Genomic DNA, 13245 nt, shown 5'->3' on the forward strand with positions numbered 1-13245 from the left:
ATATTGCCTATTCAAGCCTTGAGCAAGTGAGAAATATCGAGCATTTGATGATCTAAACTATTTTAATGCCGCTCCGAATGGGTTAACATGCGCGCCTTTATAGCCAACGCTCAACATTTCGCCATAAATGACGTATGTTTAATTTAGGTTATAGCAATTGGGTTGAATGACCATGCCAGTAAATACAATAATGGGGTTATTTGCAAAGTCCCCTATAAAGCCTTTGCAGCAACATGTAGTCTGTGTGAACGAATGTTGTTCTCACCTTGTCAATTTCTTTGAAGTAGCAAACAAAGGAGACTGGGAGAAGGCAGCAGAACTTCGTTCGCAAATTTCTCATTTAGAGAAAGAAGCAGATGTCCTAAAACGAGAGATTCGTCTTAAGTTGCCTCGTGGCTTGTTCATGCCAGTCGATCGTACTGACATGTTAGAGCTATTAACGCAACAAGATAAACTCGCCAACCTTGCCAAAGACATTTCAGGCCGAGTACTCGGTCGACAACTAGGCATTCCCGAATCCATACAAGAGAATTTTATTCTCTATGTGCAACGCTGCCTCGACGCTGCATCACAAGCTGAAAAAGTCATTAATGAGCTTGATGAATTACTCGAAGCTGGGTTTAAAGGACGTGAAGTCACATTAGTTGCAGAAATGATCAATCAACTGGATGTAATTGAAGACGATACTGACAATATGCAAATCAATCTGCGCCAACAGCTGTTAGCGATGGAAGCAGACTTGAACCCTATTGATGTTATTTTTCTTTATAAAATTTTTGAATGGGTCGGCGGTATTGCAGACCAAGCGTTGCGCGTAGGTGCTCGTTTGGAAGTAATGCTTTCACGCTCATAGGTATAAAAGTTAACCCAATAACAAAGAGTATTTCACGAACTCAGCCCGACTTAGGCGCAGACATAGATTACGCCAACGGGCTAGATGCGTGTTGAAAAACACGAATGCTCCGCTTGTTATCAACAACTAGGTATTACGATGGATATCCTTGCGAACTACGGCACTGTCCTGATTTTAGTCGCAGCAGCTTTTGGTTTATTAATGGCAATCGGCATCGGTGCAAACGATGTAGCTAATGCGATGGGAACCTCCGTAGGCTCAAAAGCATTAACGGTAAAACAAGCGATCGTCATCGCGATGATTTTTGAGTTTGCTGGTGCGTATTTAGCCGGTGGTGAAGTGACTGACACCATTCGTAAAGGCGTGATTGAAACGTCTTTATTCACCGCACACCCAGAGGTATTGATCTACGGTATGCTTTCTGCCCTACTCGCAGCGGGAACTTGGCTTCTTGTCGCATCCTATATGGGCTGGCCCGTTTCAACCACTCACTCCATTATTGGGGCAATCATCGGTTTCGCCTGCATTTCCGTGGGAACGCAAGCGGTTGATTGGTCTTCTGTTCAAGGCATCGTCGGCAGTTGGATTGTGACACCAATCATTTCTGGTTTCTTTGCATATCTTATTTTTATTAGCGCCCAACGCCTCATCTTCGACACTGACACCCCGCTACTCAATGCCAAACGGTTTGTGCCCGTATATATGTTCATCACGACCATAGTGATCGCCCTAGTTACGATTAAAAAAGGGTTGAGCCACGTGGGTCTGAACCTCACGTCTCTTGAAGCTTGGATGTGGTCTATTTTGGTCTCGACCATTGTAATGGTGGGCGGCTACATCTACATCGCCAAGCGTTTTTCCAATCGTGATAACAATGACGGCTCAAATAGCGTTGAAAGTATCTTTAGTGTCCTTATGGTGATCACCGCCTGTGCTATGGCGTTTGCCCATGGTTCAAACGATGTTGCGAATGCGATCGGTCCTCTCTCAGCGGTCGTGGCTACCGTACAAAACATGGGTGAGATCGGCGCAAAAAGTGATATCGCTTGGTGGATTTTACCATTAGGTGGCGTGGGTATTGTGGTCGGCTTGGCGACGTTAGGTCATAAAGTGATGGCTACCGTCGGTACTGGCATTACAGAATTAACGCCTAGCCGAGGCTTTGCTGCACAGCTAGCGACCGCTTGTACCGTTGTTTTAGCGTCAGGTACAGGCTTACCTATCTCAACCACACAGACACTCGTAGGTGCCGTTTTGGGCGTCGGTTTTGCACGTGGTATTGCTGCTCTGAACTTAGGTGTGGTCCGTAATATTGTGGCGTCGTGGATCATTACGCTTCCAGCCGGTGCGCTGCTCTCCGTGGTCTTCTTCTACGCCATTCAAGGTGTATTCAGTTAGCGAGCCGCGTCATAACTCTGTTAGTGAGGCGTCAATTCTGACATAAATACACATAAAGGGAGGCTTAGCCTCCCTTCTTTGTTGCACCGAAGCCTGAAAATTTTTACTATCAAGGCATCGTATCAAACTCTATTGAAACAACATTCAAAAAAACGCGAAGGGATTTACTGTGAAAAAACTGCTCTGCATGGTACTTCTGTCTCTGATTGCGACACCGCTATTAGCACAGGAACATTATATTTCGGATGAATTGTTTACTTACATGCACTCAGGTCCGACGAATAAATATCGTATTATTGGTAGCGTCAACGCTGGCGAAAAAGTAAGACTGCTGGATCAAAATAAAGAGTCAGGCTTTACTAAAGTTGTCGATGAAAAAGGTCGTACTGGTTGGGTACAAAGCCGTTATGTGACAACCACAGAAAGCCGTGCGATTCGCATGCCTAAACTGGAAAAAGAGTTAGCCGTTGTCAAAAGTAAACTCGCGACCGCACAAAAAACCGCAGATGAAGAAAAAGCCGGCTTAGCACAATCGTTGGAAGTTCGTAATAAACAAATCTCAGAGCTTGAGAAGAACTACAGTGACATCAGCCATAAATTGACACAATCGCAAGCGGAAGTTCGTCAATTGCGCGCTAAGCTCGATACTCAAAAAGAAGATCTATTACTGAAATACTTTATGTATGGCGGCGGTGTTGCTGGTATTGGCTTACTGCTCGGTCTTATCCTGCCACACATCATTCCACGTCGTAAGCGTTCCCCTTCTGGTTGGGCGTAAACCTCTCGGGTACTATGAATATAAAAAAAACGGCCAGTTGGCCGTTTTTTTTATCCTTTCCAGTCGTATAACGCGGGAATTTCTATCAACTTACCCTGAAACTTAAGTATCGTACTTTGCGGCTTGATATCCAATAACTGAATACCCGGCCCCAGGTTATCCCCTTGCCGATACTCCACCCCATTGACTTTTACCCAGCGGCGTATCACATCGGTGGTGTACACATGACTTTGAAAGTTCAATGGTGGCAATTGCCCCTTAAACTCATCAATATGCTGACGAATGTCCATGGCATCTAGCGATTCACCATGTTGCTGCGCGGCGGTTTCGCTTTTTAACGCGGCTTGTACGCGAGATTGAATTGACGGCGACAACTGACTCAAATCTAAATGGCGCAGAGCGTCATCCCCTTGCTGCGTTCGGTCTTCACCTTCAGACTGACGCGTGGATTGATGCTGTTTGGCACTGGCTATCGCTTGTTTAATTTGCTCTGGCGTAATCGCAGACTCACTCTCAGCCGCGGATGGAGAGGTCTGATTTTGCGACGCCTGCGTTGTATCACTCACCAGAGTATTGTCCTGTCCAGACTTCTGTGTCGCCTCTAGGGGTAGACTGGGGATGGTATTTAAATCGTCAAAGCGCGGATACGTTAAAACCTGATACTCCGCTTGCTTGATGCTCACCGCAGGCTTTAATTGCAAACGCTCCACAATACTGTGTTGCCGGGTCTGCCAAGTATTCATCCCCATTCCCGCAATCACCAGTACCACAGGAATAAGCACTAACGACGTTTTTTGCCACGTCGGAATGGTCACATTATTGTGCATCCGTTTCTCCCTTCTCTTGCGATAATGCGTCTGGTTGCGACGAGGTTAATTGTGGCGCCTCCATTGGATTGAGCCGTTCAATGCGCTGTAACGTCTGCATGCCAGCCACACCATCTACCGTCATGTCCTGCCAATGTTGGAATGTCATGACTTTTTGTTTCAGTTGCTCATCATAAGTCGAGGACGCACTGATTGGCTCACGTAACAACACAGCAAGTATTTGATTTAGTTGCCTAACATCGCTTCCCTGCATGCCTTGCTTCAAAGTTCTGGTAAATTGATGACGCCAAACACTCACGTACTGCCCATGCCAATACGGTAACAGCCATTTCGCATTCAGTTGGTACGCTTGACCGCCGACTAAAATATCGATCATCTCCCCATCGATGTGGCGTAATGTGGCATACACTGTGGTGTCTGCGATGGTTAAGACCAATACCACGGGTCGATTATAAGTCTTAATGCTCGCCCAATCGGAGTGCATCATTTGGCAGCGTAATGCCTTGTGCTCATCGGACTGACATAGCGTATCGCTAATCGAGGCCTGATAGCCCCATAATGCATATAATGTTGTCAATGCCTCTTCTCTGTCCGTCGCAACACTTAGCGCCTGTTTTATTGGGTTTGGCAACACCGTTTTCACCTTGGCTGCTGGAGGTTGAGGCAGTGGCAACATCCGCTCAAGCAGGGCTTGTCCCGTCCATTGCCAACTGGTAGCAATGAGGAGTGCGATCAGTCCCCCTAGGCCAACATAGCGTAGTGCTTGCCAAAATAAGCCGCGACCTTCATTACGACGAGCCCTCGGCTGCTGATACACGGTCGATTGGAAACTCATGACTTGTGCTGTGGCCTGTTTGACATCGCCAAGCTCAATCGTCCGCTTGCCGTGCTGATAGGCATGTTTAAGTGCCGCATCACAGATAAGATTGATTAAGCGCGGAATTCCATGGGAATATTTGGCGATCCAACGTATTGCGGGCATGGGAAATACATTGGCATCGCCACCAGCACGCTGCAGTCGAAATTGTATGTACTGACTGACTTCATTCTCATCCAAAGGCAAAATATGATAACGAGCGGTGATGCGTTGTGCTAATTGCCGTAGTTGAGGCAATTGCAGGTTATCTTGCAGTTCAGGCTGCCCTACCAGCAATACCTTGAGTAGCTTACGTTGCTCCGTTTCCAAATTAGTCAACAAACGCAATTGTTCCAACACATCGGGGGCAAGATGTTGAGCTTCATCAATCACTAGCAGCGTGCTGTTACCCTGAGCATCTTGCTCAAGCAGAAAATGATGAATCCGGTCACTCAGTTGTTTTAACGACGCATGGTCTGGGTAAGTAATCGAAAACGCATCGCAAATAGCAGCCAATAACTCTTGAGAAGAAAAGGTGGGGTTTAACAAGAAACCACACGAGGTTTGCTCGGAAAGCTCACTCATGACCGCTCTGGCGACCGTTGTTTTTCCGGTACCGACTTCGCCAGTCAACATGGCAAAACCGCCCCCATCACCAAGTCCAGATTGGAGATACATCATCGCCTCTTGATGACGATGGCTGAGAAATAAGTAGCGAGAATTAGGTACTATGGAAAACGGTAATTCGTGCAAGCCAAAAAATTCATGATACATGTATCGTTCTCTATCATTACAACAAGGAGCAACGTATCATCACTCTTTGTGTTTATGCGTAAATTCATCCCCAAGTACTGAGGTTTTTAAGTGCAAGTTTATCTCGTCGGCGGCGCAGTCCGCGATCAACTGCTTAACCTTCCCGTCCACGATCGAGACTGGGTAGTGGTTGGCACAACGCCCCAAGCCATGCTGGATGCTGGCTACCAAGCCGTTGGCAAAGATTTCCCCGTATTTCTTCACCCCACCAGCAAAGAAGAGTATGCGCTCGCAAGAACTGAACGCAAAACCGGACTCGGCTATACCGGATTCGACTGTTATTTTTCAACAGAGGTCACGATCGAAGAAGATCTTATGCGTCGAGATTTGACCATCAATGCCATCGCGCAAGATGGGCAAGGCCACCTCATCGACCCTTATCATGGTGTCGATGATATCAAGCAACGCCAATTACGCCATGTCTCTGATGCGTTTACCGAAGACCCCCTACGAGTCTTAAGAGTCGCACGCTTCGCCGCGAAACTCCATCATCTTGGGTTTTCCGTCGCCGACGAAACCATGGACTTGATGCGCCAAATTACCCTATCTGGGGAATTAAATCATCTAACGCCGGAGCGAGTATGGCAAGAATGGCACAAATCTCTGACCACACCAACGCCCCATGCATTCCTTGAAGTTCTAAAAAACTGTGGCGCGTTAGCCCATGTATTACCCGAGATTGACGCACTCTTTGGCATACCGCAACCAGAAAAATGGCATCCGGAAATCGATACTGGCCTTCACACGTTAATGGTCGCAAAGCAAGCAGCACAACTGAGTGATTCCCCACTGGTGCGTTTCGCAGCTCAAGTCCACGACCTCGGTAAAGCGGTCACGCCCAAAGAAGAATGGCCAAGTCATAAACGTCATTGCCATACTGGCATCAAACTGATTAAAGCTCTGTGTAACAGGCTGCGGGCACCTAATGAATTTCGTGATTTAGCACTCGATGTCTGTCAGCAGCACACCAATATTCATAATGCTTTGCAACTCAAACCCGCCACCTTAGTGCGACTCTTTAATCAGCTAAAATTATGGCGTCAACCACAACGTTTAGAACAGGTATTACTCGCTTGTGCGGCCGACCATAAAGGCCGTTTAGGCTTCGAGAACTTAGAGTACCGAGTGGCCGAATACGTCACTGCAGCCTTTCATATCGCGGCACAAATCAATGCCCAAGATGTCATTAAAGACGGTTTTGTCGGTAAGGATATCAGTGAAGAACAGAACCGCCGCCGAATCGCAGCGGTCGCGAAATTTAAACAGGAATATGTAGCCTAAATACTCTCGTTTAACCTGATTAAACAAAAAAGCGCCTCCGGAGAGGCGCTTTTATATCATATTGAGAGCAAGCTTAAATTATGCTTGGCCTTTTACTTCTTTAAGACCGTTGAATGCTGCACGTTCACCCAGCGCTTCTTCAATACGGATTAGCTGGTTGTATTTCGCAACACGGTCAGAACGGCTCATAGAACCAGTTTTGATTTGACCTGCAGCTGTACCAACAGCAAGATCAGCAATCGTTGCATCTTCTGTTTCACCACTACGGTGAGAGATAACCGCTGTGTAGCCAGCATCTTTCGCCATTTTGATCGCAGCCAATGTTTCAGTCAAAGAACCGATTTGGTTGAATTTGATTAGGATTGAGTTCGCAACACCTTTTTCGATACCTTCTTTCAGGATCTTAGTGTTTGTTACGAAAAGATCATCGCCAACCAATTGGATTTTATCACCTAGAAGTTCAGTTTGGTGCTTAAAGCCATCCCAATCAGATTCGTCTAGACCGTCTTCAATAGAGACGATTGGGTATTGGTTAGTTAGCTCAGCAAGGTAATGGTTGAATTCTTCAGAAGAGAATACTTTACCTTCGCCTTTCATGTTGTAGTTGCCAGCTTCTTTGTCGTAGAACTCAGAAGCAGCACAGTCCATTGCTAGCGTGATGTCTTTACCTAACTCGTAGCCTGCTTTTTCTACCGCTTGTTTAATCACAGCAAGTGCTTCAGCATTAGAATCTAGGTTAGGAGCAAAACCACCTTCATCACCAACCGCTGTGCTAAGGCCTTTCGCTTTTAGTACTTTAGCTAGGTTGTGGAAAACTTCAGAACCCATGCGAGCCGCTTCTTTGAAAGTAGGCGCGCCAACAGGTTGAATCATGAACTCTTGGATATCAACGTTGTTATCTGCGTGCTCACCACCGTTAAGAATATTCATCATTGGTAGAGGCATAGAGAAGTGGCCAGGAGTGCCATTCAATTCAGCGATGTGCTCGTAAAGAGGCATGCCTTTTGATGCCGCTGCTGCTTTTGCGTTTGCAAGAGAAACCGCTAGGATAGCGTTCGCACCGAACTGAGATTTGTTCTCTGTTCCATCAAGGTCGATCATGATTTGGTCGATAGATGCTTGATCTTTTGCATCTTTACCAGTCACAGCTTCAGCGATAGGACCATTAACAGCTGCTACTGCTTTCGTCACGCCTTTACCTAGGAAACGAGATTTGTCGCCATCACGTAGCTCAAGCGCTTCACGAGAACCCGTCGATGCTCCTGATGGTGCAGCAGCCATACCCACGAAACCACCTTCTAGGTGTACTTCTGCTTCTACTGTTGGGTTACCGCGTGAATCGATGATTTCACGACCTAGAACTTTAACGATCTTAGACATTAATGTTTCCTCTCATTGAATTTAAATGTCAAAACTAAAGGGGTCACTAACTATCATCAGTGCCCCCGTATCCTTTTACTCCAACTCGCCACGCTGGTATTGACCCGCTGCTTTAATAAATCCAGAGAACAGTGGGTGTCCATCACGAGGGGTTGACGTGAATTCTGGGTGGAATTGAGCCGCAACAAACCAAGGGTGTGCAGGGTTCTCAATAACCTCGACTAATTTTTTATCTGCTGATAAACCGGATACTTTCAAACCCGCTTTTTCAATCTTAGGACGTAGAACATTATTCACTTCATAGCGGTGACGATGACGCTCATGAATGGTAGCACTACCATACAACTCGTACGCTTTCGTCCCTTCTGTCAAGTGGCATAGCTGAGAACCTAGACGCATAGTACCACCAAGATCCGAGGTTTCGCTACGCTCTTCTACTTTGCCTTCTTCATCAACCCACTCAGTGATTAATCCTACCACAGGGTGTTTGGTCTGTTTGTTAAATTCTGTTGAATGCGCATCGGTCAGGCCCACGACATTACGTGAGTATTCAATCAATGCGACTTGCATACCTAAACAAATGCCAAGGTATGGAATCTTGTTTTCACGGGCGTATTGCGCGGCGAGGATTTTACCTTCAACACCACGATCGCCGAAACCACCTGGAACTAAGATTGCGTCCAAATTCTCGAGAACTTCGGTGCCTTTGCTTTCAATGTCTTCCGAATCAACAAATTGAATTTTGACACTTAAGCGATTCTTGAGTCCAGCATGTTTGAGGGCTTCGTTGACGGATTTGTAAGCATCCGGTAATTCGACGTATTTACCCACCATGCCAATAGTGACTTCACCTGTTGGGTTCGCTTCTTCATAAATCACTTGTTCCCATTCAGACAAATCCGCTTCTGGCGCATCAATGCCAAAACGACGACAAACTAAATCATCCAAGCCTTGTGATTTGATCAATTGAGGGATCTTATAAATAGAATCCACGTCTTTCATTGAAATCACGGCTTTTTCAGCAACGTTACAGAATAATGCAATTTTCTTACGTTCGTTGGCTGGAATCACACGATCACTACGACACACCAATACGTCAGGTTGAATACCCACCGACAGTAACTCTTTCACCGAATGCTGTGTTGGTTTGGTTTTTACTTCACCAGCAGCGGCTAAGTAAGGAACCAAGGTTAAGTGCATGAACATAGTATGTTCACGGCCAACTTCAATGGCTAATTGACGAATCGCTTCGATGAATGGCTGAGATTCGATATCCCCCACTGTACCACCGATTTCAACCAAGACGACATCGTATCCTTCCGCTCCAGAGATAACACGATCTTTAATTGAGTTGGTGATATGAGGAACGACTTGAATCGTTGCTCCTAAGTAATCACCGCGACGCTCTTTGCGCAGAACGTCAGCGTAAACACGACCCGCCGTAAAGTTGTTACGTTTGGTCATTTTGGTACGAATAAAGCGCTCGTAGTGACCAAGGTCGAGGTCTGTTTCGGCACCATCTTCAGTCACAAACACTTCACCGTGCTGTGTCGGACTCATAGTACCGGGATCGACGTTGATGTACGGGTCAAGCTTCATAATCGTCACTTTAAGACCACGTGCTTCTAAGATCGCTGCCAATGATGCTGCTGCAATACCTTTACCTAGGGAGGATACAACCCCGCCAGTAACAAAAATATAATTTGTCGTCATGTTTAACCTGAAATTGGTTGAAAGAGGGAAATGAATTTCTTCTGGACGGGATGAAATGATACCAGAACCCACTTACTGCCACAACGTGAAATCTATCACACTCAGTTTTTTCTTTATTGCTTTAAATCAAACTCCAGTGCTGCAATGTCGACGCTCTGGTTTACATTCAGTATCCGTTACGTGTTTTCAGAAACTTGGCCTTTTTCTGCCGCTTTCACCGCGTTCCAATACCCATCCAACTCGCTCAACGAACACTCAGACAACGACTTATTGCGCTGCTCTACATGGTGTTCAACCCCTTTAAAGCGTCGCACAAATTTGTGGTTGGCAGCTCCAAGAGCCAATTCTGGATTAATGCCTAAGTGACGAGATAAATTGACCACTGAGAAGAGCAAGTCACCGACTTCTTCTTGCACCCGCTCGGAGTTATTCGGCACTTGAACGGCTTCCTCAACGACTTCATCCAACTCTTCACGCACTTTATCGACCACCGGCTCAAGTTCGCCCCAATCAAAGCCATATTGACTGCATTTTTTTTGGATTTTATTGGCGCGCATTAAAGCAGGCAGCGCGTCAGGGACGGAATCGAGGATGCTTTGCTGCTCAATTCCCTGGCTCTGTTTCTCGCGCTGTTTTTGCGCGTTCCAGTTGGCGTCGAGTTCTTCTTGTGTGACAAAGTGTTGTTCTCCAAACACATGCGGATGACGACGTACTAACTTGTCGTTCACTTCTGCCACCACATCGTTAAAGTCAAACAAGCCTTCTTCTTTTGCCAGTTGGCTGTAAAAAATCACTTGAAACAGTAAATCGCCGAGCTCTTCTCGCAAATTCGGCCAATCTTGCTTATGAATCGCATCCACCACCTCGTAGGTTTCTTCAATGGTGTGCGGAATGACCGAATGAAACGTCTGCTGTTTATCCCAAGGGCAGCCGTGTTGCGGATCGCGTAACTGCTCCATGATGTTCTGTAATTGCTCAATGGCATTCAATGACGATTTCGACATAACACTATACTACCGACTTTAATGGCTTAACCATCCAGCATTTCGTCAAGGATGATTCGTTTTGAATCATCCTAAGCGACTGACCTGCATGACATCTTTAACTTGTTCGATACGCTTAGAGACGCGCCCTAAGATCTCAATATTTTTCACTTCCAGATCAAAATCCATCACGATCATTTGTCGCTTATAATCACTGCGACTCTTCATGCTGGTCACTTTGATCTTTTCGTTGGCAAGTAAGGACGTAATATCTTTCAATAAACCGCTACGTTCCATCGCTTCCACCCGCATGGTGAGAATATACGTACCGACGTATCCACCCCCCCAAACTGTATCGATGATCCGTTCCGGAGCATGATGATGCAGCTCAGCTAATTGCTCACAATCACTGCGATGCACGGAAATACCACGGCCTTGGGTAATATAGCCACGAATATCGTCACCAGGGATAGGCTGACAACAGCGCGCTAAGTGGGTCATCAAGTTATCGACCCCTTCGACCACAACCGCATCTTTTTTCGATTGTTGGGCAATTTGCGCTTTCGCTTCATCTTGCTGTAAGCGCTCTAATGCGAGTTGATCTTCTTCTTCCGCTGTCGGCTTATTAACTAATGCATTGATATAGTTAATTATTTGGTTGATTCTTAAATCACCACTTCCGACACCAACAAACAATTCATCCAGACTGTTGAGGTTAAAACGCTTCAGCGCCGTATGCTCCGCATCTTTGAGCGTCGCCCCAATTTTATTCAACTCGGAATCAAGAATGTCACGCCCTGCTTCCAAGTTTTTCTCGCGGCTTTGCTTACGGAACCAAGCATTAATTTTGGCGCGAGCGCGTCCAGAGTGAACAAACCCCAGAGACGGATTTAACCAATCACGAGAAGGGTTAGGTTCTTTCGAGGTGATGATCTCGACCTGATCACCCATTTGTAATTTATGGGTAAAGGGGACAATACGGCCCCCCACCTTAGCGCCGATACAACGATGCCCCACTTCAGAGTGTATATGATAAGCAAAATCCAATGGCGTTGAGCCCATAGGGAGATCGACCACATCACCACGTGGCGTAAAGGCATAAACACGATCATCGAATACTTGGCTGCGCAGTTCATCCAGCATTTCGCCAGAATCGGACATCTCTTCTTGCCAATCAATCAGCTTGCGTAGCCAAGTGATCTTTTCATCATAACCACTGCGTCCCGCTGTCGTTCCTTCTTTATATTTCCAGTGAGCCGCAACGCCAAGCTCCGAGTCTTCGTGCATTTGCTTGGTACGAATCTGGATCTCAATCGTTTTACCTTCTGGGCCTAAAATGACAGTATGGATAGATTGATACCCATTGGGTTTTGGATTCGCGACGTAGTCATCAAATTCATTGGGCAAATGTTTGTATTTAGTATGGACTACCCCCAGTGCGGCGTAACAATCTTGCAGTTGGTCAGCAATGATCCGGACAGCTCGCACATCAAACAGCTCATCAAACGCCAAATTCTTTTTCTGCATTTTGCGCCAAATGCTATAAATATGTTTCGGACGTCCGCTGACTTCAGCATTGATGTTTGAGGCCTGCATTTCTTGATGCAGATCGTCGACGAATTCACGGATATACTGTTCTCGTACAATACGGCGTTCAGATAACTGCTTCGCGATTTGTTTGTAGGTATCTGGTTGTTGGTAACGGAATGCGTAATCTTCGATTTCCCACTTCAACTGACCAATACCCAAGCGGTTGGCAAGCGGAGCATAAATATTGGCACATTCTTTCGCGGCCGCTCGGCGCACTTCGTCCGGCTCATCTTTGACTTCACGGAGATTACATATACGCTCAGCAAGCTTAATCACCACACAACGAAAGTCATCGACCATGGCGAGTAGCATGCGTCTGACGTTATCAACCTGTGCTGACGCTTCACTGCCATGCAAGGTCACATTCAGCTGACCGATGGCGGCCATCTCTTCGACCCCGATAATGAGCTTAAGAATTTCTTTACCGTACACCTCGGTAATTTCTTCTTCCTCTAACACACCACTGGTCGCGATCGGTAAAAGAAGAGCAGCCACGAGTGAGGGTTTATCCATCGAGAGCGTGATCAAAATTTCGATCATTTCTCGCCCACGCCACAGTAATAATCCCCCTTGTGCGTTGCCTTCCAATAAGACTTCACACTGGCGATAAACTTCTGTTAACCGTTGAGTGATGGTAGGCTCGAGTCCTAAACTCGCAACCCAAGTGTCCAACTCAAACTGCTTCTCGGGATTTAAGTGTGCGCTCCGTACCGCAACCATGGATATCGTCCTAATGTCTTGGTGATGATAAGCCGAGCATAGTCAGGCTTAGT

10 protein-coding genes are annotated in these 13245 nt (G+C 46.4%); 4 read left to right on the top strand and 6 right to left on the bottom strand.

Going from position 1 to position 13245, the window contains the following annotated elements; all coding sequences use genetic code 11:
* Nucleotides 1-172 precede the first annotated feature (172 nt).
* The 3 genes from EAE30_RS16305 (at nucleotide 173) to EAE30_RS16315 (ending at nucleotide 3029) form a co-directional block, all read left to right on the top strand.
* Nucleotides 173-853: a TIGR00153 family protein gene (locus EAE30_RS16305; RefSeq protein ID WP_164711882.1), complete on the top strand. Its 681-nt coding sequence runs from the start codon at nucleotides 173-175 to the stop codon at nucleotides 851-853.
* Between the two features lie 138 nt (nucleotides 854-991).
* Nucleotides 992-2251, top strand: a complete 1260-nt coding sequence (locus EAE30_RS16310; protein WP_123016865.1) for an inorganic phosphate transporter — start codon at nucleotides 992-994, stop codon at nucleotides 2249-2251.
* Nucleotides 2252-2420: 169 nt separating this feature from the next.
* On the top strand, nucleotides 2421-3029 hold the full coding sequence (locus EAE30_RS16315) for a TIGR04211 family SH3 domain-containing protein (RefSeq protein ID WP_123016866.1): 609 nt from the start codon (nucleotides 2421-2423) through the stop codon (nucleotides 3027-3029).
* Between the two features lie 50 nt (nucleotides 3030-3079).
* On the opposite strand, the gene EAE30_RS16320 is transcribed toward EAE30_RS16315, so the two are convergent.
* Nucleotides 3080-3856 (bottom strand): general secretion pathway protein GspB, encoded by a 777-nt coding sequence (locus EAE30_RS16320; protein WP_123016867.1) that lies wholly within the window; start codon nucleotides 3854-3856, stop codon nucleotides 3080-3082.
* Nucleotides 3846-5486, bottom strand: a complete 1641-nt coding sequence (locus EAE30_RS16325) for an ExeA family protein (protein WP_123016868.1) — start codon at nucleotides 5484-5486, stop codon at nucleotides 3846-3848. The genes EAE30_RS16320 and EAE30_RS16325 overlap by 11 nt, the downstream gene beginning before the upstream one ends.
* A gap of 90 nt (nucleotides 5487-5576) precedes the next feature.
* Between EAE30_RS16325 and EAE30_RS16330 the strand changes: the two genes are divergently transcribed.
* Nucleotides 5577-6806, top strand: coding sequence for a multifunctional CCA addition/repair protein (locus EAE30_RS16330; protein ID WP_123016869.1), 1230 nt, complete (start codon nucleotides 5577-5579; stop codon nucleotides 6804-6806).
* A 78-nt stretch (nucleotides 6807-6884) separates the two neighbouring features.
* Here the strand turns inward: EAE30_RS16330 and eno are convergent, their stop codons facing one another.
* The 4 genes from eno to relA form a co-directional block, all read right to left on the bottom strand.
* The gene (gene eno, locus EAE30_RS16335; protein WP_123016870.1) at nucleotides 6885-8186 is read right to left on the bottom strand and encodes a phosphopyruvate hydratase; all 1302 of its coding nucleotides are present in this window, start codon (nucleotides 8184-8186) and stop codon (nucleotides 6885-6887) included.
* A gap of 75 nt (nucleotides 8187-8261) precedes the next feature.
* A complete protein-coding gene (locus EAE30_RS16340) occupies nucleotides 8262-9899 on the bottom strand; it encodes a CTP synthase (protein ID WP_123016871.1) in 1638 nt (545 codons plus the stop codon).
* 176 nt (nucleotides 9900-10075) lie between these two features.
* Complete coding sequence (gene mazG, locus EAE30_RS16345; RefSeq protein ID WP_123016872.1) at nucleotides 10076-10903, bottom strand: nucleoside triphosphate pyrophosphohydrolase; 828 nt, start codon at nucleotides 10901-10903, stop codon at nucleotides 10076-10078.
* 66 nt (nucleotides 10904-10969) lie between these two features.
* Nucleotides 10970-13192, bottom strand: coding sequence for a GTP diphosphokinase (relA, locus tag EAE30_RS16350; RefSeq protein ID WP_123016873.1), 2223 nt, complete (start codon nucleotides 13190-13192; stop codon nucleotides 10970-10972).
* Nucleotides 13193-13245: the final 53 nt, after the last annotated feature.

The sequence above is a fragment of the Vibrio zhugei genome (genome assembly GCF_003716875.1).
In the GTDB taxonomy this organism is placed as follows: domain Bacteria; phylum Pseudomonadota; class Gammaproteobacteria; order Enterobacterales; family Vibrionaceae; genus Vibrio; species Vibrio zhugei.